Origin of the sequence: Helicobacter pylori (assembly GCF_003638305.1) — a bacterium.
GTDB classification, from domain to species: domain Bacteria; phylum Campylobacterota; class Campylobacteria; order Campylobacterales; family Helicobacteraceae; genus Helicobacter; species Helicobacter pylori_DJ.
Genome location: NZ_MVYP01000020.1, coordinates 1 through 26,216 on the forward strand (window position 1 = coordinate 1; position 26,216 = coordinate 26,216).

28 protein-coding genes are annotated in these 26,216 nt (G+C 38.0%); 1 reads left to right on the forward strand and 27 read right to left on the reverse strand.

Annotated elements, in window-relative coordinates; all coding sequences use genetic code 11:
- Window positions 1-354: 354 nt before the first annotated feature.
- The 27 genes from EAL04_RS07470 to EAL04_RS07600 all read right to left on the reverse strand — a co-directional run bounded on the left by EAL04_RS07470 (window position 355) and on the right by EAL04_RS07600 (window position 25,300).
- Complete coding sequence (locus tag EAL04_RS07470) at window positions 355-1,125, reverse strand: HP1117 family Sel1-like repeat protein (protein ID WP_120974398.1); 771 nt, start codon at window positions 1,123-1,125, stop codon at window positions 355-357.
- 239 nt (window positions 1,126-1,364) lie between these two features.
- Window positions 1,365-3,068 (reverse strand): gamma-glutamyltransferase, encoded by a 1,704-nt coding sequence (gene ggt / locus EAL04_RS07475; RefSeq protein ID WP_097720633.1) that lies wholly within the window; start codon window positions 3,066-3,068, stop codon window positions 1,365-1,367.
- Window positions 3,069-3,254: 186 nt separating this feature from the next.
- Complete coding sequence (gene flgK, locus EAL04_RS07480) at window positions 3,255-5,075, reverse strand: flagellar hook-associated protein FlgK (protein WP_120974400.1); 1,821 nt, start codon at window positions 5,073-5,075, stop codon at window positions 3,255-3,257.
- A 1-nt stretch (window position 5,076) separates the two neighbouring features.
- On the reverse strand, window positions 5,077-5,511 hold the full coding sequence (locus EAL04_RS07485; RefSeq protein ID WP_021307706.1) for a hypothetical protein: 435 nt from the start codon (window positions 5,509-5,511) through the stop codon (window positions 5,077-5,079).
- A gap of 175 nt (window positions 5,512-5,686) precedes the next feature.
- Complete coding sequence (locus EAL04_RS07490; RefSeq protein WP_162982528.1) at window positions 5,687-6,643, reverse strand: DNA cytosine methyltransferase; 957 nt, start codon at window positions 6,641-6,643, stop codon at window positions 5,687-5,689.
- Between the two features lie 142 nt (window positions 6,644-6,785).
- Complete coding sequence (locus EAL04_RS07495; protein WP_001864146.1) at window positions 6,786-6,989, reverse strand: flagellar biosynthesis anti-sigma factor FlgM; 204 nt, start codon at window positions 6,987-6,989, stop codon at window positions 6,786-6,788.
- A gap of 63 nt (window positions 6,990-7,052) precedes the next feature.
- On the reverse strand, window positions 7,053-7,259 hold the full coding sequence (locus tag EAL04_RS07500) for a hypothetical protein (RefSeq protein WP_001088955.1): 207 nt from the start codon (window positions 7,257-7,259) through the stop codon (window positions 7,053-7,055).
- A gap of 31 nt (window positions 7,260-7,290) precedes the next feature.
- A complete protein-coding gene (locus EAL04_RS07505) occupies window positions 7,291-7,848 on the reverse strand; it encodes an FKBP-type peptidyl-prolyl cis-trans isomerase (RefSeq protein WP_097702937.1) in 558 nt (185 codons plus the stop codon).
- Window positions 7,835-8,830, reverse strand: a complete 996-nt coding sequence (locus tag EAL04_RS07510; protein WP_120974403.1) for a tol-pal system YbgF family protein — start codon at window positions 8,828-8,830, stop codon at window positions 7,835-7,837. The genes EAL04_RS07505 and EAL04_RS07510 overlap by 14 nt, the downstream gene beginning before the upstream one ends.
- Before the next feature lie 7 nt (window positions 8,831-8,837).
- Window positions 8,838-9,383 carry an outer membrane protein Omp18 gene (locus EAL04_RS07515; RefSeq protein WP_120974405.1) on the reverse strand — a complete coding sequence of 182 codons (546 nt, stop codon included), beginning with the start codon at window positions 9,381-9,383 and terminating at the stop codon, window positions 8,838-8,840.
- Window positions 9,384-9,449: 66 nt separating this feature from the next.
- Window positions 9,450-10,703, reverse strand: coding sequence for a Tol-Pal system protein TolB (gene tolB / locus EAL04_RS07520; RefSeq protein ID WP_120974407.1), 1,254 nt, complete (start codon window positions 10,701-10,703; stop codon window positions 9,450-9,452).
- The gene (locus EAL04_RS07525) at window positions 10,700-11,521 is read right to left on the reverse strand and encodes an energy transducer TonB (RefSeq protein ID WP_120974409.1); all 822 of its coding nucleotides are present in this window, start codon (window positions 11,519-11,521) and stop codon (window positions 10,700-10,702) included. Before EAL04_RS07525 ends, tolB begins: the two co-directional genes overlap by 4 nt.
- 18 nt (window positions 11,522-11,539) lie before the next feature.
- On the reverse strand, window positions 11,540-11,941 hold the full coding sequence (locus EAL04_RS07530) for an ExbD/TolR family protein (RefSeq protein WP_001105106.1): 402 nt from the start codon (window positions 11,939-11,941) through the stop codon (window positions 11,540-11,542).
- 52 nt (window positions 11,942-11,993) lie between these two features.
- The gene (locus EAL04_RS07535; protein ID WP_000887326.1) at window positions 11,994-12,563 is read right to left on the reverse strand and encodes a MotA/TolQ/ExbB proton channel family protein; all 570 of its coding nucleotides are present in this window, start codon (window positions 12,561-12,563) and stop codon (window positions 11,994-11,996) included.
- Window positions 12,564-12,573: 10 nt separating this feature from the next.
- Complete coding sequence (gene atpC, locus EAL04_RS07540; RefSeq protein ID WP_001196331.1) at window positions 12,574-12,945, reverse strand: ATP synthase F1 subunit epsilon; 372 nt, start codon at window positions 12,943-12,945, stop codon at window positions 12,574-12,576.
- Between the two features lie 10 nt (window positions 12,946-12,955).
- Window positions 12,956-14,356 (reverse strand): F0F1 ATP synthase subunit beta, encoded by a 1,401-nt coding sequence (gene atpD / locus EAL04_RS07545; protein WP_001888911.1) that lies wholly within the window; start codon window positions 14,354-14,356, stop codon window positions 12,956-12,958.
- Window positions 14,357-14,387: 31 nt separating this feature from the next.
- Window positions 14,388-15,293: an ATP synthase F1 subunit gamma gene (gene atpG / locus EAL04_RS07550; protein WP_120974411.1), complete on the reverse strand. Its 906-nt coding sequence runs from the start codon at window positions 15,291-15,293 to the stop codon at window positions 14,388-14,390.
- Between the two features lie 14 nt (window positions 15,294-15,307).
- Window positions 15,308-16,819, reverse strand: coding sequence for a F0F1 ATP synthase subunit alpha (atpA, locus tag EAL04_RS07555; RefSeq protein WP_000080484.1), 1,512 nt, complete (start codon window positions 16,817-16,819; stop codon window positions 15,308-15,310).
- Between the two features lie 22 nt (window positions 16,820-16,841).
- Window positions 16,842-17,384, reverse strand: coding sequence for a F0F1 ATP synthase subunit delta (locus EAL04_RS07560; protein ID WP_120974413.1), 543 nt, complete (start codon window positions 17,382-17,384; stop codon window positions 16,842-16,844).
- Window positions 17,385-17,900: a F0F1 ATP synthase subunit B gene (locus EAL04_RS07565; protein ID WP_040161055.1), complete on the reverse strand. Its 516-nt coding sequence runs from the start codon at window positions 17,898-17,900 to the stop codon at window positions 17,385-17,387.
- Between the two features lie 3 nt (window positions 17,901-17,903).
- Window positions 17,904-18,338 (reverse strand): FoF1 ATP synthase subunit B', encoded by a 435-nt coding sequence (locus tag EAL04_RS07570; protein ID WP_001027622.1) that lies wholly within the window; start codon window positions 18,336-18,338, stop codon window positions 17,904-17,906.
- A gap of 110 nt (window positions 18,339-18,448) precedes the next feature.
- On the reverse strand, window positions 18,449-19,321 hold the full coding sequence (locus tag EAL04_RS07575) for a ParB/RepB/Spo0J family partition protein (RefSeq protein WP_120974415.1): 873 nt from the start codon (window positions 19,319-19,321) through the stop codon (window positions 18,449-18,451).
- Window positions 19,322-19,323: 2 nt separating this feature from the next.
- Window positions 19,324-20,115, reverse strand: coding sequence for a chromosome partitioning ATPase Soj (gene soj, locus EAL04_RS07580; protein WP_162982529.1), 792 nt, complete (start codon window positions 20,113-20,115; stop codon window positions 19,324-19,326).
- A gap of 5 nt (window positions 20,116-20,120) precedes the next feature.
- Window positions 20,121-20,759 carry a biotin--[acetyl-CoA-carboxylase] ligase gene (locus EAL04_RS07585; protein ID WP_120974419.1) on the reverse strand — a complete coding sequence of 213 codons (639 nt, stop codon included), beginning with the start codon at window positions 20,757-20,759 and terminating at the stop codon, window positions 20,121-20,123.
- Window positions 20,756-21,673, reverse strand: coding sequence for a methionyl-tRNA formyltransferase (fmt, locus tag EAL04_RS07590; RefSeq protein WP_120974422.1), 918 nt, complete (start codon window positions 21,671-21,673; stop codon window positions 20,756-20,758). The genes EAL04_RS07585 and fmt overlap by 4 nt, the downstream gene beginning before the upstream one ends.
- Before the next feature lie 23 nt (window positions 21,674-21,696).
- On the reverse strand, window positions 21,697-23,964 hold the full coding sequence (locus tag EAL04_RS07595) for an ATP-binding protein (protein WP_120974423.1): 2,268 nt from the start codon (window positions 23,962-23,964) through the stop codon (window positions 21,697-21,699).
- A 43-nt stretch (window positions 23,965-24,007) separates the two neighbouring features.
- Window positions 24,008-25,300 (reverse strand): DUF2130 domain-containing protein, encoded by a 1,293-nt coding sequence (locus tag EAL04_RS07600; RefSeq protein WP_120974425.1) that lies wholly within the window; start codon window positions 25,298-25,300, stop codon window positions 24,008-24,010.
- Window positions 25,301-25,417: 117 nt separating this feature from the next.
- On the opposite strand from EAL04_RS07600, the gene EAL04_RS07605 reads away from it, so the two are divergent.
- A complete protein-coding gene (locus tag EAL04_RS07605) occupies window positions 25,418-25,858 on the forward strand; it encodes a type II toxin-antitoxin system PemK/MazF family toxin (RefSeq protein WP_240454735.1) in 441 nt (146 codons plus the stop codon).
- The last annotated feature ends 358 nt before the right edge of the window (window positions 25,859-26,216 follow it).

Below are 26,216 nucleotides of genomic sequence, written 5' to 3' on the forward strand. Positions count from 1 at the left end.
ACTGGTATTTTAACGCTCCGCTTAAAGTGGTCGCTAAACCTTGGCTTAAGTTCTTAGTAGTGGCTGGCTTTAGGCTTTCTGCGATCTTAGCGTCGTTTTTAAAAAGCTTATGAAAACCGCTCGCTATTGTTTGGAGTTTGTAAGTCTAGGGGTTTTGTTAAGATTGTGGGAGTATTTAAGGCAAAAACAGAGCAAGGTTAAGCAAGCAATGTTTTTTGGCTAAAGTTTTTGGTATAAAGCCACTTAGCCATGAAGAATGCAATGTCTTTAATCTATCGCTTCAAATCAATTGTTCAAAGACACATGCTACTTAAAATAAAACAAAAATCCTTGAATCAAGCCCAAGCTTGAGAGTCATCGGCTTGAAGTGTTCTTTTTCTTACAATTTTTATCAATGTCAAAATCGCATGCTTTTTGCATGTATTCTTCAGCCTTTTTCTTATCTTTTTCCACGCCTAACCCATACCGATAAGACTCTGACAACCCTTCATAAGCTCTAGAAGAACTCACATCAGCCGCCATTTTATAATAGACAATCGCCTTATCTTTGTCCGGCTCAATACCCAATTGATCATTCCCACTATAATAAATATCCCCTAAAAGGATATAAGCTTCTACATTACCCTTATGCATCGCTTTTCTAAAGCATTCTGTCGCTTTCACATAGTTGCTTGGAACTCCCCTACCCTCCATATACATGATGCCTAAGTTAATATAAGCGTTAGTATAGCCTTTCTCTGTAGCTATTCTAAAATACTCCACGGCTTTCTTTTCATCTTTAGGCACGCCCCTACCCTCTTTATACATCACGCCTAAATTGTTATACCCTCTAGGTATATCGTTATCAACCGCTTTTTGAAAATATTCAGCCGCTTTCTTGTAATCTTTAGGCACACCCCTACCATTTTCATACATGATCCCTAAAAGAACATAAGCAAGCGGCTCGCCATTTTTAATCGCACTCTTATAAAAAGAAGCCGCTCGCTCGTATTCCTTATTATTATAGGCTTCCTCCCCTTTATAAATATAACTCCTTTTTTGTTCAAGGTGTTCTGCACCAAGGGTGCTAAATAAACATAAACCTACCAAACAAACCTTTAAAGCTAATTTGCTTGTGTATCCCATTGCCACTCCTCTGCTATTAATAAGATCAAACATAATGCCATAGCTACCAATCTTAAAAAGAAACTGCGTGCGTCCTAGAACTAACAAACATTCTCAAACTCCATTCTGCACACACCATTTTAGATCTAATATCGTCTCTTGTAATGAGAAATTTTACACCATTTTTATAAATCTTAAAACTAATTCAAGACTTTCTCGCTAAAAAAGTCCCCCTCCCAAAAAATAAGGCTAAATTAGGATTAAAATTCTTTCCTTGGATCCGTTGATCCATAGAAAACGCTCCCTTTAGTTTTAGGCAAAACTTGGATCGCATTCACATCGCCCATAACCGGCTTAGTAACAATCTGATAGCCCATTTTAGTGAGGTTATCTTTCACATCAGCGGGCATGCCAAACTTTTCAATCCTTAATTCATCAGGGAGCCATTGCATGTGGAATCTAGGGGCTGAAACCGCTTCAGAAATATTCATGTTGTAATCAATGACATTAGAAATCACTTGCAACACCGTAGTGATAATCCTAGACCCTCCAGGGCTTCCCACCACCAAAAAAACCTTATTATTTTTCAACACGATCGTAGGCGACATGGAGCTTAAAGGGCGTTTATTGGCTTCAATCGCATTCGCATCGCCCCCTACTAAACCATAGAGGTTGGGGTTTCCTGGTTTTATGGAAAAATCATCCATTTCATTGTTCAATAAAAATCCTGCCCCATCAATACTAGCAGCACTCCCATAAGAAGCGTTAATGGTATAAGTAACGCTGACCGCATTCCCCCACCTGTCTGCTACAGAATAATGCGTGGTATTGCTCCCTTCATGCAACTGCCCCATTCCTGGCTTGATTTGAGAGCTTGGCGTAACCGTATCTGGCTGGATAGCGTCAAAAATCTTTTTGGCATACGCCTTATTGATGAGTTTATCCACCGGCACTGAAACAAAATCAGCGTCTCCCATATAAACCGATCGGTCCGCATAAGCTTGACGCATCGCTTCTGCAGCAATATGGATATTCTTAGAAGCCCCATACCCAAGAGCGCTTAAATCCGCATTCTCCATGACATTTAAAATCTGGATCAAATGCGTGCCTCCCGAACTTGGTGGCGACATAGAAATGATCTTATACCCACGATAACTCCCTACCACGGGTTTGCGCCATTTCACATTGTAACTGGCTAAATCTTCTTTAGTGATAATCCCTCCATTTTTTTTCATGTCTTTCTCAATAAGCTCAGCGACTTGCCCTTGATAAAAGCCTTTAGCGCCTAGCGTTTTGATTTGATTCAAAGTCTTGGCTAAATCTTTTTGGACAAACAAGTCCCCTTCTTGATAATCAAGATGCCCTTTTTTAAAAAAATACTTTTTGCTAGAACTGTATTTTAAAAACCGCTCCCTTGCTTCCTTTAAAGTTTCTGCTTGTCTTTGTGAAATCGCATAACCATTTTCAGCCAATTTAATGGCAGGATCAATGAGTTGCGATAGTTTTTTGGTGCCGTATTTTTTCAACATCGCTTCCATGCCCGCCACCGTCCCAGGAACCCCAGCCGCCAAATAGCCATCTTCGCTGAGTTTAGGGACTACATTGCCTTGCTTGTCTAAAAACATGTTTTTAGTGGCTTTTAAAGGAGCTTTTTCTCTAAAATCTAAGGCAACATTTTCACCATTAGCCAAATGGATAACCGCAAAACCCCCACCACCAATATTGCCTGCTGCCGGATGGACAACCGCTAGAGCAAAGCCAATCGCTACGGCCGCATCAATCGCATTACCTCCCTCTTCTAAAACCTTTTGCCCAATTTCAGTGGCTAGCGGGTGGCTAGAAAGGGCTAACCCCACTTTAGTGTTTTTAATGGGCGGGTAACTCGCTGCACTCAAAGGGCTTAACAAACCCAAAGAGAGCGCTATCACACCCAAGCCAATCGTCTTTAAAAAACTCCGTCTCATCTGTTTTCCTTTCAATCAGTTACGCTTAAAATTTCGTTGTTATTATAACACAAGCTTTACAAAACACCCTCTCGCTTATAGCTTATAATTCTATTAAGCATTATCGTTAATGAGTTTTAAAATAAATAGAGTTTAAAAAATAAGTTAAATAAGGCTTATTTGATAAAAACGCTATGGGTAGAAAAATTATTGTTTAATCCCCAATAAAGTGTCTATCATCCGATCAATAGCACTAATGACCTTAGCGTTAGCGGCATAGCCGCTTTGAAATTTGATCAAATTCACCATTTCTTCATCCACGCTCACTTGCGAAATAGAGAGTTGCTCTTTTTTAATGGTCTCTAACATGCTTTGTTTGGTGTCCAAAATACGCCCTGATTTTTCAGCGTCCGTGTTGATTTTACCGGTTAAAAATTGATAAAACTCGCTGATTTTCATTGGTTTAATGTCAAACTTATCGTTATAAAAATCCACGCTGTCGTATTGTAATTGCTGCATCATGTTCGCCACATCAAAATTCCCGTTAATGGGGGCAAGCCATGGGCGGATAGCGGTAGGCTCTTTTTTGTATTCCTTATTCAAGCTGATATTAGAAGCGTCATCGCCTTGAAAAAAAGGGTTGAGTTTTAACGCTCCCATAAAATTCGTGCCGTTATCTTTCATGGAGACAAACAACCCTTGCGAAGCGTTTTTAGGCTGGATAACAAACTTTTTAGTCTCATTGTTAAAGCTCGCTGTGAAATAATCATCAAAGTCGTTTTCGGTGTTATTGTCTTGATTGTCATCGGTGTTAGCGTTAATGGCTTGGATAATATCGTTCATGGTTGTAATGGGCGTGATAGCAATGGTTTTTCTGGCGATTTCTTTACCATCGGTGTTGTAAGCGATTAAATCAAACGAGCCGTTTTTGATATTGTAGTTCGTGTCTTTAAAGGCTTCATCGCTATTAAACTCCACAGGCTCGCCTTCAATATGATGACTCGCGCTTTGAGCGTAAATCGCATTAGTGGATTCTATCAAGCCCCTAGCAAAAGAATCCAACAAATCAATATAATCTTGCAATTTGCCCTTTAAAGTCCCGTTAGAGCCGTCGTTATACACATTCAATAACGCCCCCACTTTCCCTTGATTGAGCTTGTCGGTAATATTAGTGAGCTTAAAATCATCGCTTTGAAAATAGATCTGGTTCAAACCCCCTTTATTTTCGGATTCTTTAACCACTAAAGGATGGAAAATAGAACCATCAATGATATTAAACCCATGCCCGATATTAAGGTTATAGCTCTCATCAAAATCCGCTGAGTCTTTATCTGTGAGCGAATGAGTCTTAATGCTGCTTTTAAAAACATTCCCCCCTAAAAGCTCTCGCAAATGAAACTCTAATTCATCTCGCTTGTCCCTTAATTCATTCGCATGCTTTAAACTCTTGTTGTTTTCCACTTCTTTAATGCGTTTGTTGATCTCAGCGATTTGAGAACCCAAGCTATTGACTTCTTTAATAACGCTTTTTAATTCTTCGCTCGCTTTATGCTGTAAGGTCGTTAACCTCTCTCTAGTGTCTTTAATGTTGTGCGTTAAAGCTTCTGTTTTTTGAGCGAGAGCCTGTTTTTGAGCGGAGTCTTTGGCGTTTTTAGACAATTCTTTCCATGAGTTAAAATAATCTTGCAAATCCGTAAAAAGGCTCGCTTCATCAATGTCCGGAAAATACGCGCTCGCTTCTTTTAAATGTGAAAACTCTGTATCATAATAAGTGTTTTCGTAATTAGCCTTCGTGTAGCGAGCAAAAACAAATTCATCATGCACCCTTTCAATGGCTTCTACATCCACGCCCATATTCACGTTTTTAGTGCCATACATATAGGCCGCTTGGGGCTTTGCAATCACGCGCTGACGGCTATAAAATTCATCGCTAGCGTTAGAAATATTATTCCCGGTAACATCCACCATGCTCTGATGGGCTTGTAAGCCGGTGTAAGAAGTGTTGAGTGAAGATAAGATTCCGCCCATTTTACGCCTGTACTCTTAAAAAATGGCTCCCCACATGCCTAGAGCCTTTATAATCGCAAGTGTCATGGGGAATGATTTGTTGGATGAGCGAAGAATAAAATTCAGAAACCGCAAACGCCATGCGCGAATAAATCAAGTTTTTTTCTTTCAAAACAAGCAAGGACTCTCGCATTTGGTTTAAAAAATCGCTCGTTTTTTCGTCTAATAATTCATTCATTTCTTTATTAGGGAATTGATTTTTTAAAGACAACATTTGCGCATCTATATTCGCTTTTTCTTTTTCAAAAGCTTGAATCGCTAGCTGTTTTTGATGGTTTCTTTCAAAAATTTCGGTGTGTTTAGCGAGCTTGATGTCTCTTATATCGCGCTCCGTTAAATCAATCAATTCTTTCAATTGGTTTAGCGCGTTTTCTAAATGAGAATGTAAAACGACCATAACAAATCCTTTAGCTCTTGTTTCAGTGATATTCAAGCAAATACTATGCCATTTTTAGTTTTATTATAAAGCTCAATTTCTTAAGGGGATAGGGGTATTTTGAAATCATTTTCCCCTTAAAGCTCCCTTATTTAAAGCTCCCTTATTTAAAGCTCCCTTATTTAAAGCTCCCCTATTAAATCGCCTTTAACATTTGCTTAGCGATAGCAGCAATCACATTCACGCTCATCGCATTCCCCGCTTGGGATAATAAATGGCTTTCTTTAAAGTTAGGATTATTTTTAATCTTAGCGATCAAATCTCTAGGAAATCCTTGTAAAAGCAAGCTTTCAATAGCGTTTAATCTTTTGATTTTGCCTTTTTGGGTATAAAACAAACCATGCCGAGAAGTCCTTAAAGTAGGAAAAACATTAAAATACAACCTTAAATCAGATTGTCTTGTGTCTAAAACGGCGTTTTCTAAAGTTAAAATATTCTCTAAAAAAACCCGGTTATGGTTGTATGGGTTGCGCAAGTATCTTTGGAAAGTAGCGTTACTCATATCCAAATAGCATTCATTATCAGCGTCTAAAAAATCGTTAAAACAATAATCATTGGCTAAACCTAAAGGGAAATGAAATGGGTGTTTCAAATCCTTCCTAAACCCTACGATATAAAGGCGCTCTCTCTTTTGGGCTAATTGGAAATCAGCGCTGTTTAAAATTTGATAATAAGTTGTATAGTCCGCTTCTTGCAAGGCTTTGATAATGGTTTTAAAAGTTTCTTGTTGCTTATGACTAATCAAGCCCTTAACGTTTTCAAGCAAGAAACATTTGGGCTGTTTGACTTTTAAGATACGAATAAGCCCATAAATAATAGTCCCTCTTTCATCTTCAAGCCCCTTCCTTTTGCCATTGATAGAAAAAGCTTGACAAGGAAACCCGCTAACTAACACATCAAAATCGGGCAAATCATTAGGGTTGATTCGCATCAAATCCCCAAAATTATGGGTATCTTTAAAAAATAATTCATAAGTTCTAAGGGCTTCATCATTGATTTCTGCATGCCCTACACATTTTAAATGGCATCGCTCCAAGCCCAAACGGCCTCCACCAATACCAGAGCAAAAATCCATAAAAGTTAAAATCCCCAATCAATCATTCCTAACACACGACTAAAAACACGCCCTATTTAAGAAAGCGACAGATCCATTCAAAACATAAAGAAACTAAAATTTAATGAAAAACAAAATCACAGCAAGAACAAACCCCCTAGAAATGAAGCCGTTAAACCCCCTAGCTTATCCCCAATAAATCCTGTGCCATTTTGTGAGAAGTCTCATGCAAGTTGATCTTATACTGGTTATTTTCAATCGCTTTCTTGATTTCAGCCACCCTATCAAGAGCGGCCTCATTGTTTTCAACTTTTTCATTCTTTTCCACACGCTTGTAATTCCCCAAAGACTGCACCGGAGCAAGAGAAGAAACGGCATTGATCATTGTAAAATCCTTTAATTTGATATTCATTCCATTACAACAAGTATCGGCAAAAAAGAAAAAAAGTTAATGGATTTTTGAAATCTGTTTTTGCAATTCCTTACCAAATTTCTTGGTGGTGGTGATGGGTTTTTTTCCGGTTTCTGCCACAGAGCCAAACGATTGCGATTGTAAACTTTTAAACATAAAAAACATTAAAAAAATTAAAATATAACAAAATAAAAAAAAACAAATGGTAGGGAATAGCCAATTTTTGAGGTTAGAACTATTCATGACCTTGCCTTTTAAATACTCCTATACCTTACTACCCATGCGAACATGAGCAACCACAACCCCCACCTTTCTTTCCGCCATGACCCCCATGACCGCCACAGCAACCTGTCCCACCGCCATGGTGTGAAGCTAAAATTTCTTCTTCGCTCACTTCCCTAAAACCTAAAACCTTGAAACGAAACGCTAAAGTTTTCCCAGCTAACGGGTGGTTATAATCCACCATCACATGCGTGTTGCTAAAGTCTTTGATAGTGGCTTGAATGGTTTGATTGTCTTCAGTTTGCCCAAAAACGCTCATGCCTTTTTCTAATTCAATGCCTTCAAATTGATCCCTAGGGACTTCTTGCAAATAACCGCTTTCATAAACCCCATAAGCCTCCTCTGGGGCGATAACAACCTCTTCCCACTCGCCAATTTGAGCCTTTAATACCGCCTTTTCTAACCCTACTATGATTTGATTAGCGCCTATGATAAACTCTAAAGGCTCTTTAGAAATATTACTATCTAGCACATCGCTAGAGCCTTGCTCCCTCACTTCATATTCAATCAAAGCGGCTTGTTTGACTGATTCTAAATCATGGTTTTGCATGGTGGTGTTTCTCCTTGTTTTCTAAGATTTTTTGCGCCATTTTAGCCTGTTCGCTTGAAGGATACAAGCGTTGCAAAGTGTTTAAAAATTTATAACAGTTTTGATCGTCTTTGATTTTTTTAAACGACCATGCCGTATGCCACAAAAGCACAGGCATGTAAGACGCTTTTTGATTTAAAAGAGCGCTCTCTTTGTAATACTTGATCGCTTCTTTATATCTCTTTTCTCCATAAGCCACTTCTCCAAGCACATAACGCACATAATAAAGTCTGTAACTATTGGCTTCTAACCACAACAAGCGCTCTTTGGCTTCTGCATAGGATTTATTTTTAAAAAAAGACAGAGCTTCTTGAAAGATCTCTTTTTGCTTGGACAAATCTTTATCAAACTCAACTTTCGCCTTTTCTTGGGTTTTTTTCTCTTGATTTTTTGGGGTTTCGGCTTTTAAAGAGGGGTTTTTATTGGCCGGAACGCTTGATTTGAGCGGTTTCTCAGCTTTTTCTTCTTGTTCTTTGAGGGCTTTTTGGATTAAGGCGATTTGTGAAACCAAATCCTGGCTTAACTTGGTCAATAATTCACTCATCTCTTTGTTTTGCTTGTCTAACTGCTGGATAGCTTGCTGGTTAGCGTGAATCTCATTCCTCAAATCCTCTAAAGTTTGCGATTGTTGCTTTAATGTGTTAGCTTGCACTTCTTGAGAGGCTTTTAAGGCTCGCAAGGATTCTTCTTGGGAAAGGATAGCGTTATTGAGATCTCTAATCTTATTAGCCTGCCCTTCATAAACGCTCCTTAGACCCTCTTGAGCTTGAGTGTTAGCCTCTACTTGCGAATGGATTTTGGTCAAAATATTAGAAAAATTCTTACTATTGATTTGCAACTGCTTGAGTTCTTTTTTGGTAGCCCCGCTTTGCAAATCAAACGCTGAAGGCTCCCCATTGAGAAAAAAGGGAGCGATAAAAGGGATAAAAAAAAGCCTTTTCATCCTAGAATTACTTCACTAATTTGACATCCACTCTTCTGTTTTCTTTGTAACATTCTCTAGTTTTTTGGGCGCATTTGGGTTTGGTTTCACCAAAACTGATGGTTTTGATCATATCTTTTTCTACCCCTTTAATGACTAAAGCGTTTTTCACGCTCAAAGTCCTTTTAACGCCAAGTGCTTGGTTGTATTCGCTAGAGCCAAATTCATCGGTATTGCCTTCCAAAAGCACTTGCATGTGGTTTTCTTTAGCTTTTTGCACGATCTCATCTAAAGTCTCTTGATCGGATTCTTTGATCTCATACTTGTCAAAATCAAAATAAATAGAAGCGATGATAGTCCCACTCTCAACAGCCGGTTTTTCTTCAACCACTGGAGCTGGCTCTTGTTTAGGCTCTTCTTTCTCTGGAGCTGGTTCTGTAGTAACAGGTGCAGTCTGAACCGTTTTAGCGCTCACATCGCCAGCCACAGTCTTATTATCCATTTTATGACTACAGCCAGCTACCAATAAAAAAGCTACCAAGAAACTAAATCTAAATACAGAAGATCTCTTCATTATAAATTCTCCAAGAATCAAATTTTAATAAGTGTAAATACTAACTCACATTCGCTTAATTTAACCTTACCAATCAAAGGCTTGTATTTTCACATTCTTTAAAGGGAATAAAAAACTCTGATTATAGTCTAGCAAAATAAGCCCCATGGCGTATTCTTGGGGTGTCTTTTTGATATACATGATATTTCTCCCATCCATAGAAAAACGAGGCATCTGGTTAGAGCCATTCACGGTAAGCCTGCGGATATATTTGCTGTTTAGAGTGATCAGATTCAAATTAAACACCGTTTTGCCAAATTCATTAAGGTTTTCTCGGCTCACATACACAATACTATCTTTATAAGCGTCAATGGATTCATTGCTTCTTCCTTCATAAAGGAGTTGCTCCGCGCTCTCTTTTAACCCCAATTTCTTCATATAGATGTTAGGATAACCGGATCTATCCGAAACAAAAGCCATAGACTTGTCATCTTCTAAAAACACTCCTGAAACATCTATCCCAGGATAGCGCGTTATTTTAGTTTTAGTTTTTTTATGCGTGTCATACAAATAAACATCCGGTTGGCCATCAGGGGCTAAAGACATTAAAATTTTAGAGCCATCAGAACTCACGCTAGAAACCACAGCCATTCCTTGAGAGCTAGCGATATTCTCATGAGTGGCTTTTTGAATGTTGTATTTTAAAATCATGGGCGTTCTTTCGCCATACTGCGTGTAATAAAACTCCGTTTGCTCAGCGTTCGCCCATTTAGGGAAGATATTGAGTCGGTTGTTTTTGATGATTTCTTTTTGATAACGCATCGTATAATCCGCTAGTGCGATGTTTGTGATTCCTGGTCCAATGTATTTAGAAAAAACAATCAGGTGCTTCATCCAAGCGATAGAAGGGGCTTTTAAGTAATCATTCACCACAATGGCCATGTTGTGCGCTGCAAAAGGGTATAGATCGGAACTTACAATGGGGTAGTCAAAAGTCTTTTTGAGCGTTTCTGTATCCACATCATAAAGTTTTAATCGTGAAATTTTATTGCCGTTTTCTACCGCCACGCTCACAAGCGCTACAAGATGGACTTTTTTATCCTTGAGTTCTGCGTAATTGATAGCACCTTGATCCTTGTTTTGAGAAACATCAAAATGCTGGCTAGTCTTTAAATCATTCGCTAAGACTTCATGCAATTTTAAAGCGTAATTGGCATCGTTATCTATAGAGTAGCGCACTTCAATCTTAGGAAGTTTTTGAATGGTTTTAATAATATCTAGTGTTTTATCCGTTGCAAAAAGCCCTATAGTGTATATTAAAAAAAGCCATAAATGCCTCATTGTTCTTCCTTAGTGGTGAAATTAACTTTAATAGAAATTATGTTTCCTCCAGGATATGGGGGAAAATCCACTTTCTTTAAATCATTTAAAAGGGTCATCACACTCTTGTTATAATCCTTAAAATCGGAGTAGCTAAGAATGGTATAATCAAACTCTCCATCTTTAGTGATCATAATCAGAGCGCTCACTGAAGCCTTGTGATAAAAAACCCCTTTCCAACCTTTATATAAAATCTGATAGATTTGAGCGTACCATTCTTGGTAAGCCTTTTCATCAACCCCATCTTGTTTAGGGATTTGCAAATCTAAAGTCTTGTTTTTAACGCTTTCTAGTTTTTGTGCGAATTGATCCAAATCCTGTTGCAAACCTTTCAACATCTCTTGATTTTTTTGGTTTTTTCTTAAGCGTTGCTGTTCTTTTAAACGCCTCTGCTCTTCTTCTTGCTCATTTTTTTGCTCATCTTTTTGAGCGTTTGTGTCTGTCTTTTCTTGAAAATCATTGAGTGAAGAAAAAATATTTTCAAGGCTTTCTTCTTGTTCTTTAGGATCAATAAAATCGCCCTCCTTATCAGTTGCATTTTTTTCAACTATTTTTTCATCTTTTTTTTCTTCTGCCTTTTCAGCGATTTTTTCATCTTTTTTTTCATCGCTTGGCAAATCCTCTAAATTCAAATCAATGACTTGTTCGTTTTTGCCCAAATCTAAAAGGATTTTCTCCGCTTCTTTATTATGCCTTTCTAGCAACAAACCATATAATAACAAAGCATAGAGCAAGAACGCTAAAAAGCCAGAAACAACAAAGATCGCGCTCTTACTCATGCAAATTAGCCCTACTTTTTAAGGACTTGTGATTAAAGAAACTTTTAAAAACCCCGCTTCTTTAATCGTTTTTAGCAAATAAATCACTTTATCATAAGTCAATCGCTTGTCCGCGCGGATACTAACCCTAGTATCTTTATCGTATTTCTTAGAAAGCAAGTTGAAAGTATCCGGGAAAGAGTTGTATTCATAGGTTTGACTATCTATATAGATTTTTGCGTCTTTATCCATGCGGATCTCTATCATTTTATCTTGAGTGGCTCTAGCAGTTTTTGAACCAGAAGGCAAAGCAATCTCTTCTTTATAAGTGAGAGTGGGCGTCGTTACCATAAGAATAGCCAATAAAACAAGCATCACATCCACTAAGGGCGTGATATTGAGTTCTGGTTTGTCCTCATCCCAATAGTTATCGTAATTCATAAAAACCTTCTAACTCCCTATTTAAGATATTTATAAAATCCCCTTAAAAGCTTTATTTTTTAGAAGACAAAATATCCACTTGCATCTGCACATAAACCGATAAATCATACACTTTGCGTTTTAAAATCAAGTAAAAAGAATAAGCTGGAATGGCCGCTAAAATACCTGCAGCGGTGGCGATAAGAGCCTTAGAAATAATGGGCGCAATCACCCCAAAAGAAGCTTGACCTAACGCGCCCAAATTGTTAAACGCTTCTAAAATTTCAACCACCGTCCCAAACAAACCAATAAAGGGGGCTGTAGAAGAGATGATGCTCAACACCACTAAACCTGTCGTGCTTTGCTTAAGAACCTGGTGTTTCCAAGCCTGCAACAATTCATTAGAATACCTTTTGGTCTCATCATTTCTTTTTTTATTAAACATGAAATGCTCTGGAGCGTCTTGCGCCCCATTAAGAATGTTAGACAAAGATTGCATCTCGCGCCTGAGTTCAATCTTTAACACAATGCTCTTATACAAAAAGACCCATAAAGTCATCACCAAATAAAGCGAAATCCAAACTAAAACAAGCGTGGTAACAAACCCGCTCTTATTGAAAAAATAAACGATTGAATCCAACATGATTATCCCCTTAAAGAGACTCAATCTTAGCCAGCACGCTAGAGACCGCTAACCTGTCAGAGCTTGCGTCCTCTAAAAGCTTTTTAGCCCTAGAGATAGCATCGTCTCTGTCGTCTGATTCTTTTTTAATAAAGACCGCCCCATCGGCTAAAATATCCACCCGTTCATTAGTGACTTCCGCATAGCCCCAATTGATCGCAATGTGCTCTTTTTGGTTTTCGGTTTCAATCTCAACCACTCCTGCCTGAAGCAAGGTGATCATGTTGCTATGCCCATAAAGCACCCCAAATTCCCCTTCAACTCCTGGCAACACAACGCTTTTAACCTCTCCTGTATAAACTTCCCCCTCAGGAACTACCACACTAATTTTCAACAAAGCCATCACAAAACCCTTAGGAATTTTTCATGTTTTTAGCTTTTTCTAAAACCTCTTGAATGCTGCCCACCATGTAAAACGCGTTCTCAGGAATATGATCGTATTTACCTTCTAAAATCCCTCCAAAGCCCTCTAAAGTTTCTTGAAGAGTCACATATTTACCGGGACTTCCCGTAAACACTTCAGCCACAAAAAACGGCTGGGATAAAAACTTCTCAATTTTTCTGGCCCTTTCAACCGTTTTTTTATCCTCTTCGCTCAATTCGTCCAATCCCAAAATCGCAATAATATCTTGCAGATCCTTGTATTTTTGTAAAACTTGCTGGATGCCGGTAGCGATTTCATAGTGTTTCTCGCCGATCATTTGAGGGCTTAAAATCCTTGAAGTGGAATCCAAGGGATCAACTGCAGGATAAATCCCTTTTTCAGCGATCTTTCTGTTCAACACCGTAGTCGCATCCAAATGCGCAAACACCGAAGCAGGGGCTGGGTCAGTCAAGTCGTCGGCTGGCACATACACCGCTTGAACGGAAGTGATAGAGCCATTTTTAGTGGAAGCGATACGCTCTTGAAGTTTCCCCATTTCCCCAGCTAGCGTGGGCTGATACCCCACCGCTGAAGGGATACGGCCTAATAGCGCGCTCATTTCCGCACCGCTTTGAGCGTATCTAAAGATATTGTCAATAAACATCAACACATCTAAGCCCTTTTCATCACGAAAATACTCCGCCATCGTCAAGCCGGTGAATGCGATGCGGTTCCTTGCACCTGGTGGCTCATTCATTTGCCCATAGCACAGCGCGACTTTGTCTAAAACGCCCCCTTCTTTCATCTCAAAATACAGATCGTTCCCTTCTCTGGTGCGCTCCCCCACACCCGCAAACACCGAATACCCATTATGCTTATAAGCCACATTATGGATAAGCTCCATAATGATCACCGTTTTCCCTACGCCAGCCCCACCAAACAAGCCTACTTTACCGCCCTTAGAATAAGGTGCGAGCAAGTCAATGACTTTAATACCGGTTTCAAACATTTCTGTCTTGGTGCTTTGCTGTTCAAAACTAGGGGCTTTTCTGTGAATGGGCCAAGTTAAGGACGGCTTAAGAGGTTCTAAATTGTCAATGCTCTCGCCCACAACATTAAAAATACGCCCTAACACTTCTTCGCCCACAGGCACTTCAATCATTTTGCCACGAGCCTTCACCACTTGGTTACGCACTAAGCCTTCTGTCATATCCATAGCAATCGCTCGCACCCGATTACCGCCCAAATGGGCTGCCACCTCTAAGACTAAAGATTTTTGAACGCCATTGACTTCAAAATTAATGTCTAACGCTTCAAAAATCGCCGGCAGATAGGATTCAAATTCCACATCTACCACAGGGCCTAAAACCTGAATGATTTTACCTTCCATCGCTTTCATCGCTCCTTGATTAATATAATTTTTATTTTAGGGCTTCTACGCCCGCATTGATTTCTACTAGCTCGGTCGTAATCACCTCTTGTCTGGCTTTATTATAAGAAATGGTTAAAGTTTTAACCAAATCTTTAGCGTTATTCGTCGCTGTATCCATAGCCTGCATTCTAGCACTATGCTCTGCGGCTAAAGAATCAATCAAAGCGTAGTATAAACTATACTCCACATATTTTTCTGCCAAAGAGTCTAAAATTTCATCTTCACTCCCGCTTGGCTCACTAGTAATAGTCTCTTGAGACTCACTAGGCTGGGGGTTTTGGTGGATGATTTTATACCCAATAGGCAAAATTGTTTTGACTCTTATTTCTTGAGTGATCATGTTTTTAAAGCCATTATGAATGATAATCACCTTATCGGTTTTCCCACTCAAATAATCCTCTACCACTTTTTTCATGAATTCCTGTGCGCGTTCATAATTAGGCATAGAACTCAAATTATTGATCTTGTCTAAAACCTCTATCCCGTTAAAGCTAAAATACTCATTACCCTTTTTACCAATACCGCGCAAACGCACTTTAATGTCTTTTTCTTTGTATTCATTCGTGCATGCTAAAACTTTTTTAATGGTATTGGTGTTAAAGCCCCCACAAAGCCCCTTATCGGCTGTGATAAAAATAATATCCACTTTTTTGATTTCAAGTCTTTCTAGTTCCCTAAAATACTTGCTTTGAATGTCTTCAATCCCTTGATTTTTCATTTTGGATAGCACATCATCAAACACGGCGTCTAGTTTCATTGCATACGCTCTGGAATTTCTTGCAACTTCTTCGGCTTTTCTTAGCTTGGAAGTGGAAACGAGTTTCATCGCATGCGTGATTTTTTGCGTGTTTTTAACGCTTCCAATTTTCTTTCTAATGTCTCTTAAATTCGCCATATTCTAGCCGTCTCCTACTCGCTATAAGTGAGCTTAAATTCCTCTAAGACTTTTCTTAGCATGGCTTCTAAATCCTTATCTAGCACTTTTTTAGTGTGGATTTCTTCTAAAACTTGGGGGTATTTTGCTTCCAAGAAAGGGTGCAGTTGCTCTTCAAAATCCACGACTTTTTTCACGCTCACACTATCTAAAAAGCCCTTAGCCCCAGCGTAAATAATGACCACTTGTTTTTCAATCGGTAAGGGCGAATAAGGGGCTTGTTTCAGCACTTCCACCATGCGTTGCCCCCTTTCTAATTGCTTTTTACTCGCTTCATCTAAATCAGAAGCGAATTGCGTGAAGGCTTGCAACTCTCTGTATTGCGCTAAATCTAGGCGCAAAGTCCCTGAAACCTGCTTGGTCGCTTTGATTTGAGCGGCCCCTCCAACCCTTGAAACCGACAAACCCACATTAATAGCTGGGCGGATCCCTGAATAAAACAAATCCGTTTCTAAGAAAATTTGCCCGTCTGTAATAGAAATGATATTCGTAGGGATATAAGCTGAAACATCGCCCGCTTGAGTTTCCACAATAGGGAGCGCGGTCAAAGAGCCGGCACCCTTTTCATCGCAAAGTTTAGCCGCTCTTTCTAAAAGCCGTGAGTGGATATAAAACACATCTCCAGGAAAAGCCTCCCTACCTGGGGGTCTTCTCAAAATCAAAGAAATCTCTCTGTAAGCGACAGCATGCTTACTCAAATCATCATAAACGATTAGGGCATGGCGGGCATGATCTCTAAAATATTCCCCCATGGCCACACCTGAATAAGGGGCTAAATATTGCATCGCAGCTGAATCGGAAGCCGAAGCGTTGATCACGACGCTGTATTCCATCGCCCCATATTCTTCTAATTTGCGGACCACTTGCGCGACAGTGGATTCTTTTTGCCCAATAGCCACATAGATACAGATCACATTTTGCCCTTTTTGGTTAATGATCGCATCGATCGCTACGGTGGTTTTACCGGTTTGTTTATCCCCAATAATCAATTCCCTTTGCCCGCGCCCAATAGGCACCAACGCATCAATGGCTTTAATGCCAGTTTGTAAAGGCTCATGCACCGATTTTCTGTCCATAATGCCCGGGGCTTTTTGCTCGATAAGGCTAAACTCATTCGTTTCTATCTCACCCTTGCCATCAATAGGCTCACCCAAAGCGTTTAGCACACGCCCTACAACCGCATCGCCAACAGGAACTTTCATCAAACTCTTCGTGCGTTTAACGCCAGTCCCCTCTTTAATATTGTTGCCAAAACCAAACACAATCACGCCAACGCTATCTTCTTCTAAGTTAGCCGCAACGCCTTTATCCCCTGTTTCAAACTCCAGCACTTCATACGACATCACACCATTTAAGCCATAAACCTTAGCCACACCATCAGCGTATGAAACGACTTTTCCTACTTCAGCCATATCGCAATCAAGTTCAAAATTCTTGATTTTTTCTTCAATGACCGAACTGATTTCTTCCAATTTTAGTTGGGACATTATCTTTATCTCCTTAGATTGATTAAATAGATTGAATAACCTGTTTTTCTATTTTTTTTAAAATATCTTCTTTAGAAAAGCCTATTTCTAAATCCAGGCTTGAAACGCTCAAAGAAACCCCTTTTTTAGACCAAGTGTCTTGAGCGATTTCTACAGGGGCGTTAAAACGCGCTTGCAATTTTTGTCGCACTTCTTCTAGTTCATTATTTTCAAGCTTTTGCGGGACTAAAAGTGTGGCTTCTAAAGTCTTTTTAGAATCAAAAGACAGCTCTTCAGTGATCAATTCCAACATGTCAAGCCGGTTATTTTTTAACACCACTTCCATTACAGGCTTTAAAACTGAACATGCTTTTGTGGAAGTTATTTTTTCTAAGATTTCAAACACAACCTCTTTTTTAACTTTTAAAGAAACATGAGCTAACACCTGGTTGAGTTTGTGCAATTTTATGGCTTCTGCTAGATTTTTAAGCCCTACAACGATTTCTTCCAATAACGCTAGATCGCTTTTAGTGTGGTTTTTCAACGCCTTAGCATAATGCTTAGAGATCACTTTTAAATCTTGCATTTAAAGCCTTTGTTTCAAAATATTCACGCAATCTTGCACATTGAAAGAGACTTTTTTGCTCTCTCTTAGATCTTTAAAAACGCTTTCAACCAACTCTCTTTTGATCTTTTTAACTTCTAAATCCATCAACGCCTTAGAATTTTTGATCAAATTTTCCACATCCATTTTGGTTTGCAATTCGTATTTTTGCGTGATCGTGTAGGCTTCTTTATTCGCATCAGAAATAATCAATTCAGCTTTTTCTTTGGCTTGCTCTAATTCTTTAAGGAGTTTTTTCTTATTTTCTTTACTCACTTTGAGTTGGGCTTGAATCTCTTCTAATCGTTTGGAGATTTCAAGGCTTTTGGAGTGCAAAAACGCTCGCAGTTTTTTAGCCAGAAAATACCACAAAATCCCCGCAAATAAAAGGAAATTTAAAGAACGCTCTATAATATCTGTTTGTGAAATATCCAATCCAGTAGCACACAAAGGGCTTAAAAGGATCAAAAACCCTAACACCATTTTAACTACAAACATTCATCAACTCCCTAAACCCATAGCCACACGCTTGTTTAACTCGTCTTCAAATACCGGCATTTGCGCTTGCAACTGCTCTTTTAAGACTTGCTTTTCATTTTGTAATTGCTTTGCAAACGCTTCAAACTCTTGATTGAGTTCGTTCTCTTTTTGCTTGATCACAGCGTCATAGGACTCTGTGGCTTTTTGAATCGCTTCTGCTATTATTTCTCTGCGTTTTTCAGCGGCTTCCTTAAGAAGAGTCTCAATTTGATGGCCAATCTCCACACTTTGGGTGTTATCCGTTTTGATTTTAGCCAAGCTATCCTTTATCTCTGCCTGTCTGTTATCCATAAAAGCCAACAAAGGCCTATACACCCAAACATTCATCGCCCACAACAATAACACAAACACCACAAAAACGACCGCCATTAAATAGGGGTTAACCGATATATTCATAACCTATTTCTTTCCTAAAATCCTACAAAATATTTGAAACTCGCATTTGTTATAAAAACATTAACTCTATCCTAACAAAAAATCGCTTAAAAATTGAGAATATCTAAGCATTAAGACATCATTTTTTTCATAAAAGCCTCTAAAAGAGAATTTTCATAACATCGTAAAATGATTTTATTCCCTTTCAAAGTGGCTTTAAGCTTGTAACGATCCCACAAACTTTGGTTAAAACGCTCTAATTCATCTTCAGCGATGAGCGTTTGGGTTTGCTTGAAACCATGTTTTTTATTGTCAAAATTTGTGTTTATTTTAAAATCATGCACTAAATCTTCTGTCTGACGCACGCTGAGTTTCTGCCCTATAATGGAATTTAAAATCAATTCTTGTTTTTCTTCATCCAAGCCCACCAAGACTTTCGCATGCCCTGAAGTGATTTTTTCTTCTAAAAGAGCGTTTTGAACCTTAGAAGAAAGCGTCAATAAACGCATGATATTGGCCACATGGGCTCGGGATTTTTTAACGATTTTAGACAGCTCTTCTTGAGTCATTTGATAGCTTTCAAGCAATTCTTTATACGATCTAGCCAACTCTAGGGGGTTTAAATCTTCTCGTTGGATATTTTCAATCAACGCCACTTCGTGCATTTTTTCTTGCTCAATATCCACAACAATCGCCTTAATCGTGGGCATTTTAGCCAATTTGCTCGCTCTTAAGCGCCTTTCACCCGCGATCAAATGGTAACGCCCGTTCTCACTCACCACTAAAACCGGCTGCAACAAACCATGTTCTTTAATGGATTGTGCTAATTCTTCTAAGGACTCTTCGCTAAAGATTTTTCTGGGCTGGTAAGGATTGGGCATCACCTCATCAATACCAAGCTCCACAACCCGATTCGCTCTTTCATACAGCCCTTGCTCATACACTTCATTGATTTCAGGGAAAATATCCGCTAAACCCCTACCCAACACTTTATTTTTTGCCATCACTACCCCTGAAGAATGCTTTGAGCTAATTTTTGATAAGCGATACTGCCATTAGATTTAATATCATAGAGTAAAATGGGCTTGCCAAAGCTAGGCGATTCTGCTAGTTTCACGCTTTTAGGGATCATAATATACTCTCCTGTAACTGAATCTCTAAAAAACTCTGAGTCAAAATACTTGAACAATTCCGCTAAAACCCCTTTTGTCAAATTGAGTTGAGGGACATGCATTGTGGGTAAAAAACCTCTGATTTTGAGCTTAGGGTTCGTGCTTTTTTGCAACATTCTAATGGTGTTAAGCAATAATTTAGTGCCTTCAAGGGCAAAAAATTCGCATTGGATAGGAATGATCACCGAATGGGCTGCTGAAAGCGAATTGATCGTGAGAGGCCCAAGAGCCGGCGGGGAATCAATAATAATATAATCATAAAGCCCCACCACGCCCTCTAAGGCGTTTTTGAGCATGAGCTCGCCTCGTTTGTTCTCATCTTGGCTGTCATAAAAGGTTTTTTCAAACCCGGCCAAACCCAAATTAGAAGGCACTAAATCCAAAAAAGGCATTTGGGTTTTTAAGATCACTTGAGAAATTTGCTTACGGCCAATCAACACATGATAAATATCATAATCAATTTTATCGCGCCTAAAACCCAAGCTTGAAGTGGCGTTGGCTTGAGGGTCAAAATCAATCAACAAGATTTTTTTTTCATGCGCCGCTAAAGAAGCCGCTAAATTAACCGCTGTTGTCGTTTTGCCCACACCCCCTTTTTGATTAGCCACTGCAATGATTTCACTCATCATACTCACATCCTATCATAAATCTTACCTTTAATACAAACACGGCCGTCTTCTAACAATTCCGCATCTTTCAAACTCATCGCTTCGCCCCAATCATTATGGAAGCTAAAAGAGTCGTTTCTGTGAAATTCTAACGCATACTTACTTAAAACTTCCCCCCAAAAAAGATTTTCTTCTATTTTTTTTAAAAAGCCCTCCATAATCAAATCATCGCTCGTGCCAATATCTAAACATGCCCATTTTATTGAAACCCTATTCACGCCAATGCCGCACACCCGCATGTCTTTATAAGCATTAACCAGCACGCCCCCTATTTTTTGGCCCCCTAAATACAAATCATTAGGCCATTTAAGCCAGGTTTGAGAGCCTAATTCTTTTAAAACTTCTTTAAATAAAAACCCCAAATACAAAGCGTTCGCTTGCATGGGTAAATCTTTAGGTAAATCGCTTGCGTTTAAAGCGAGCGAAAAAGTCAAAGCGCTTTTTACGCCCTCCCAAATATTCCCCCTACTGCCTATCCCAGCGCTTTGATTTTTAGCCACAATCAAAATAGGAGCTTTGAGTTCGTTATTTTTGAGTTTTTCTAAAAGATAGGTTTGCGTGGAAGGCAGGCTCTCAAAAACCCTTTTTTCACATTGTCTCATGCCAAAATACCGCCTATTTTCAAACGCTTGCCATTCAAATAATCTTTCGCTTTCAAAGGCTTTTTACCCACCGCTTGCAACCTTGCTATACGCACGCTGCCTTTCAAACAACCCACAAGAACGCCTTTTTCATCAATTTCTAAAATCTCGCCTTCCTTGTGGCTCTTTTCATTCTCCACCAACTCCACTTCTAAAAGTTTAAGGCTGTTTTCTAAAAAGATTTCTGGCCAAGATTTAAACGCAAGCGATTTTAAAAACAAGCTTTTAGCGTCTTTAAAACCCACTAAACCATCGGCTTTGGTGATTTTTTTACAAAAACTAGCCTGCATATGATCTTGAGGCTTTCTTGTGATAGAAGAGAAATTTTTGAGCGTTGAAAGAAGTAGAGTCGCCCCCATATGTGCTAATTTTAAACTTAAAGCGTCCAAATCCAAATAATCTTCTCTCAAAAAAGAAGCGCTTTCTAAAATATCCCCGCTATCCAACTCCACATCCATAAGCATGGTGCTTATGCCATAGATCTTATCGTCATTGAGTATCATCTCATGAATGGGCGAAGCCCCCCTGTATTTAGGCAATAACGACGCATGCACATTGATGCAAGGAGCGATGGCTAAAACCTCTTTAGGCAAAATCTTACCATAAGCCACCACCACGATAAAATCAGGCTTCAAGTCTTTTAAAATTTGAACTTCAGGCTCTTTCAAACTTTGTGGCTGGAAAATGGGGATATTTAAATGATTTTCTAAAATGTATGTTTTAGTCTCTGGGGCTTTCAATTCCTTTTTACGCCCAAAAGGTTTGTCCCTTTGAGTGAATAGCCCCACCACTTCTATATGGTTATTTTTATTTTCAACCAACGCCCTTAAGATCACTTCAGCAAAACCAGGCGTTCCCATAAATACGATTCGCATGTTATTCCTTGTTTTTAATTCAATTACTTTATTCTCATCATCATTTTATAATGAGCTTCATGACCGGTTTCTTTAAATATTTTTTCAAAAACTTTTAAATATGTTTCAATACTTGTATCTTGACTTTGCACAAACAAATCATCTGAAATCCCATGAGAGCCATCATTAAGCCATGGAATGAAAGAATCACACACTTGTTTTTCTTCAATCTTTTTAAAACATTCACTCAAGTTATCATTATGTTTAAAATCGCCTAAAATCTTAAAGTAATACTCAATAATTCTTCGCATAACATTTTGTAAAGATACCCAAGAAGCATTATTTTCTTTTGCTTGTTTTACTTCTTGCCATAGCAATTCATAGGAATTTTTAATGGGATTTTCTTTATAATCTTTAATTTTTGAAACATTATTATCCTTTTTAATTATCCAAAAAGAATATTTCCCTTGATAGCGTTTTAAATCACATTCTAATGTAATTTCCTTGTAAAAATATGTGTTGTGGGTTAGTATAATAATTTGCTTAATGTTTATTTCTTCTTCCATGGTTTCTTTAATAAGATCTTTAACTAAAACACTCACTATAAACAATATATTGCTATCCAAACTTGAAATGGGGTCATCAATCACTAAAACCTTATTCTTTGATATATCGTTCTCTTTTAAAGAGCCTTTTGCTAAATGATAATAATATAAGAAAGTGATGAAAGTAACTTCACCTTCGCTCAGTGTTTCTCCTACTAATTGACCATCTTCTCTTTGAATACGATAAAATTTTTCATCTTCAGTGCATGCCAAACCAAAATTTGTGAATCCATACCCTTTTAAAAGCGTATTGATTTCATTGACAATGGGCTTTATGCTTACCATGTTTTTTTCTAATTCCTTAATTTCATTTTCTAATTTCTTTATCTTTTCTTGATTTTCACTAATTTCTTTCTCTAAATTGTTTATTCCTTTCTCCAAACCGCAATACTTTTTATTATATTCTTGTATATCACTTTTAAATTCATTGACTAGAAATTTCCAAGTTTGTTCCTTACAACTCTTTTTCTGTTTTTCAATATCCTTTATCGTCTCGTTATGATTGGTTATTTGCTCATTGGCCTTTGCAATCAAATCTTTAATTGCGTCTATTTCGTTTTTGGTGCTATCAAGCTCAAAACTTCTGCTCATTTCTTTACTCTTATCGTGCATCTTTTGTTGATTTCCATTAAATTTACTTTTCAAGGTTTCAATAATTCTTTTCAAATTTTCTGTGTTTAATTTATTCCACTCTGTTTTAATAATTTCATCAAGTCGCTCCAACACCTCATCGGTTTTGTTTGTGTAGTCCTCTTTCATTTTTTTGATCGTTTCAGTAGATTCTTGATAACTTGTATCAAAATAAGATTCTAGTTGTTTTTTAAATTCTTCGGTAATGGTTTCTTTTTGACAGAAAGGGCATATACTATTATCTTTTATATATTCTCTACCCCAAGCTACCCAATCTTCATTGCTTAATCTTTTTATTAAATCTGCAATGGCTGCATCACCACTCCCTACAATTTTTTGTTCCCAAATAGAATGATTTTCAATAAAATCAAAATCTGTTAAATTGCATTCCAATAGTGCCAATTCTGTTTGGTTTTCACCAAAAACAATCTCAATTTTTTCCTTTAATTTTTCTAACCCTACTATTTCGCTTTGATTGTATTTATCGTTTTCAAATTCCTTAAGGATTTTTTCTTTAAACTTCTCTTTACGCTTAAAGCCTTCTAGCGTTTCTTTAAAATCCTCTTCATTTTTCTTATAAAGTTTTTCCCAACACCTATCAGCAAAATCCTTTTCTTCCTTTTCCTTTTCTTGTGTTAGCTTTTCCAAACTGCTTTCATTCTTTTCTTTCTTTTCCTTTTCTTCTCTTATTGATTTTTTCTTGCTCTCAATGTTTTCTAAATTCTCGTTTGTTTTTTTACCGAGCGTAAAAATGCCTTTAACTTGAGAGTGTCTAAATTGCTCTTCTTTAAATTGCTTGTTATAAACTTCAATCTTTAAATCCTCACTGTTATACCACTCTATTTTGCTATTAGCAAACTTGTCTTCAATCCCATTTTCAGCTAGATTTTTTAAAAAACTAGAAGTGGTTGTCTTACCGCTCCCATTAGCCCCATAAATAAAGTTGATATAATTTAATTTCTCAAAACTCGCCCCATTTTCATCAAAAGTTGCTACATTTTTTAATGCGATTTGAGAAATCCCACTGCTTATATTCTGTTGTTTTTTATTCTGTTGTTTTTGATCTTTATTGCCCATATTTTCTCCCAATATAATATTATCTCAAAGCGCACCACAAAAACTAATCTTCTAAATCCTCCCCATCATACCCAAGCTCTAGCGCTTTCACTTGCCCTATCGCATTACCCGCAATGCCTTTGATAGAGCCATACATGTTAATCGTGCCTTCAAACACTTTGTCAATTTGTTTTTCCCTGCTTTTCCAAATCCTAGCCATCGCGCGTTTTTCGCTTTCTAAATCCGCCCTCAATTGCTCAAACCCCTCTATAATCGCATTCACCTGCATAGAAAATTCAGAGCTTGTCAAATAATGATAGAGCAGATTCACTTTATCGCCCTTATTTTCCTGACTTTTTTTAGCCAAACTCACTTGAATAACCCCTTCTCTTAACACCGCACTCAACCCCTTAAACTCTTCAAACGAACACACCCACACCCCTTCAAATAACCCCATCCTCTCCATCTCTTTAGGCAACGCTTCACTCACAATGACCCCCACATCAGCCCCAATCTCTCGCATGTCGCTTTTAAGCTTTTCAACCCAAGCTTTTTGAAATTCTTTAGTGCGTTTGCTCTCATAATAAATTTTCCCGTAATTTTGAAATTCCCTAGTATGCACCACTTGAATGCAATCGCCCCCTCTTTGCCCTTTTTTAATCTCTTCAATACTATCTAGGGGGAATTTTTGCTTCAAAAACTCTTCAATCGCTAATTCTTGCACCTCGCCCTGGAATTGCTGCGAGCTTAACTCCGCCTTTCTTTGAGCGTTTTTCAACTCGTTTCTTAACATTTCTAATTGCTCTTCTTGCTGCTTGAATTTCAATTCGTTTTTTTCATGCAAGGCTTTTTCTATTTTTTCCCTTTCCAGATCCAATTTTTCATTCAATTTTTTTTCATTTTCAGCCTTCAATCGACTCTCGGCTTCGTTATTCTCTCTTTTTAGCCTTTCAATTTCCGCTTCTTTTTGGTGCAATTCCTGGACTTGTTTGGACTTCTCATCCAATTCTTTTTGCAACAATTCCAAGCCCTTTTGCTGCTCTAAAAAAGCGTTTTTCCTGGCTTCTTCAATGATTTTAGCCCTTTCATCTTGCAAAACTAGTGCACTCGCTTGTTTGACCGCATCATCAAATTTGGCCTTTTGCTCTTTCTCTCGCTCTTTTAGAGTCTCTTCTTTTTGCTCTAAATTTTTGAAATAGCTTAGATACTGCGCTCTTTTTTCATTCACCTCTTTTTCAAACTCTTTTTGTTGGGCTAAAAACTTATTTTGATTTTCTAACTCAATCTGTTTGTATAGCGCTTCCCTCACATCAATGAGCGTTTGGCACTTGGGGCATGTGATTTGATTTTCTTGCATGATTTTCCTTTAAGATTTGATTTTTTATATTTTATAACAGAATGGGATCAATTTAACTTAAGCAGGTTTTATCCAATAAGTTCAGTAAATAGGGCTTTTAAATAAGGAGCTATTAACATGGACATTTATTATAAAAACAGATATAATAAAGGTCATGAGCAACGAGAAAAACGCCCTTATTTTGTCATCTATGAAGGTAAGGACTTTTTCCTAGCGTTCCCGCAAACAACAAAAAATAAACAAGGTAAAAAATACCCTTCGCATAAAAACTACATTATAGATGAAGAAAATGAAGCAATTGAGATAATGATTGATCAGTTGCAAGTTGTCCCAAAAGAGCAAGTCTTAGAGAACAATAGGGTAGGAAGAAGTCTTGCATTAGCATTACAAAAGGCGTCTATCCCTAGACCCGCATCGGCGCATAGAGCTTTACTTATCAATTATTTTTTAGAACAAGTTATTTTACAAAACCAATCTGATGAAAACAAAAGTATAAAAACAATTGCTTTTGGAAGTGTTATCAAACTCAATCCACACAATAGAAATCCCCCCTATTAAAACCCTACAGCGTATTTATTGCGCTTTCTTGCGCTCAATTCCATTATTCGGGCATGCGCCTAGTTGCCCCCTATGAAAACGATTTTATTATTTTTGAATTATTGCATTGATTTTCAAGCACGCAATTTTGAACGCCAACAACTTGTTCAATTAGATCCGAAAGAAATTAAAACCCAAATCCTTGAGCGTTTAAAACTCTAAAATACAGGGTGTTAAAAAATTAAAAATAATCCCCACCCCCTTATGAGTTTCACTATAAAATAAAACTTCAAACTATAAAAATAAGGCTTTAAACATCAATACTTGATGGGAACGGAGTTTTCAAATCCAAACGCATTCATAATCAGCTCAGACCCAC

Coding starts and splice junctions, on each gene's coding strand:
- EAL04_RS07470 (WP_120974398.1), bottom strand. CDS start 1,125: ATGGGATACACAAGCAAATTAGCTTTAAAGGTTTGTTTGGTAGGTTTA.
- ggt (WP_097720633.1), bottom strand. CDS start 3,068: ATGAGACGGAGTTTTTTAAAGACGATTGGCTTGGGTGTGATAGCGCTC.
- flgK (WP_120974400.1), bottom strand. CDS start 5,075: ATGGGCGGAATCTTATCTTCACTCAACACTTCTTACACCGGCTTACAA.
- EAL04_RS07485 (WP_021307706.1), bottom strand. CDS start 5,511: ATGGTCGTTTTACATTCTCATTTAGAAAACGCGCTAAACCAATTGAAA.
- EAL04_RS07495 (WP_001864146.1), bottom strand. CDS start 6,989: ATGATCAATGCCGTTTCTTCTCTTGCTCCGGTGCAGTCTTTGGGGAAT.
- EAL04_RS07500 (WP_001088955.1), bottom strand. CDS start 7,259: ATGAATAGTTCTAACCTCAAAAATTGGCTATTCCCTACCATTTGTTTT.
- EAL04_RS07505 (WP_097702937.1), bottom strand. CDS start 7,848: ATGCAAAACCATGATTTAGAATCAGTCAAACAAGCCGCTTTGATTGAA.
- EAL04_RS07510 (WP_120974403.1), bottom strand. CDS start 8,830: ATGAAAAGGCTTTTTTTTATCCCTTTTATCGCTCCCTTTTTTCTCAAT.
- EAL04_RS07515 (WP_120974405.1), bottom strand. CDS start 9,383: ATGAAGAGATCTTCTGTATTTAGATTTAGTTTCTTGGTAGCTTTTTTA.
- tolB (WP_120974407.1), bottom strand. CDS start 10,703: ATGAGGCATTTATGGCTTTTTTTAATATACACTATAGGGCTTTTTGCA.
- EAL04_RS07525 (WP_120974409.1), bottom strand. CDS start 11,521: ATGAGTAAGAGCGCGATCTTTGTTGTTTCTGGCTTTTTAGCGTTCTTG.
- EAL04_RS07530 (WP_001105106.1), bottom strand. CDS start 11,941: ATGAATTACGATAACTATTGGGATGAGGACAAACCAGAACTCAATATC.
- EAL04_RS07535 (WP_000887326.1), bottom strand. CDS start 12,563: ATGTTGGATTCAATCGTTTATTTTTTCAATAAGAGCGGGTTTGTTACC.
- atpC (WP_001196331.1), bottom strand. CDS start 12,945: ATGGCTTTGTTGAAAATTAGTGTGGTAGTTCCTGAGGGGGAAGTTTAT.
- atpD (WP_001888911.1), bottom strand. CDS start 14,356: ATGGAAGGTAAAATCATTCAGGTTTTAGGCCCTGTGGTAGATGTGGAA.
- atpG (WP_120974411.1), bottom strand. CDS start 15,293: ATGGCGAATTTAAGAGACATTAGAAAGAAAATTGGAAGCGTTAAAAAC.
- atpA (WP_000080484.1), bottom strand. CDS start 16,819: ATGTCCCAACTAAAATTGGAAGAAATCAGTTCGGTCATTGAAGAAAAA.
- EAL04_RS07560 (WP_120974413.1), bottom strand. CDS start 17,384: ATGCAAGATTTAAAAGTGATCTCTAAGCATTATGCTAAGGCGTTGAAA.
- EAL04_RS07565 (WP_040161055.1), bottom strand. CDS start 17,900: ATGTTTGTAGTTAAAATGGTGTTAGGGTTTTTGATCCTTTTAAGCCCT.
- EAL04_RS07570 (WP_001027622.1), bottom strand. CDS start 18,338: ATGAATATATCGGTTAACCCCTATTTAATGGCGGTCGTTTTTGTGGTG.
- EAL04_RS07575 (WP_120974415.1), bottom strand. CDS start 19,321: ATGGCAAAAAATAAAGTGTTGGGTAGGGGTTTAGCGGATATTTTCCCT.
- soj (WP_162982529.1), bottom strand. CDS start 20,115: ATGAGTGAAATCATTGCAGTGGCTAATCAAAAAGGGGGTGTGGGCAAA.
- EAL04_RS07585 (WP_120974419.1), bottom strand. CDS start 20,759: ATGAGACAATGTGAAAAAAGGGTTTTTGAGAGCCTGCCTTCCACGCAA.
- fmt (WP_120974422.1), bottom strand. CDS start 21,673: ATGCGAATCGTATTTATGGGAACGCCTGGTTTTGCTGAAGTGATCTTA.
- EAL04_RS07595 (WP_120974423.1), bottom strand. CDS start 23,964: ATGGGCAATAAAGATCAAAAACAACAGAATAAAAAACAACAGAATATA.
- EAL04_RS07600 (WP_120974425.1), bottom strand. CDS start 25,300: ATGCAAGAAAATCAAATCACATGCCCCAAGTGCCAAACGCTCATTGAT.
- EAL04_RS07605 (WP_240454735.1), top strand. CDS start 25,418: ATGGACATTTATTATAAAAACAGATATAATAAAGGTCATGAGCAACGA.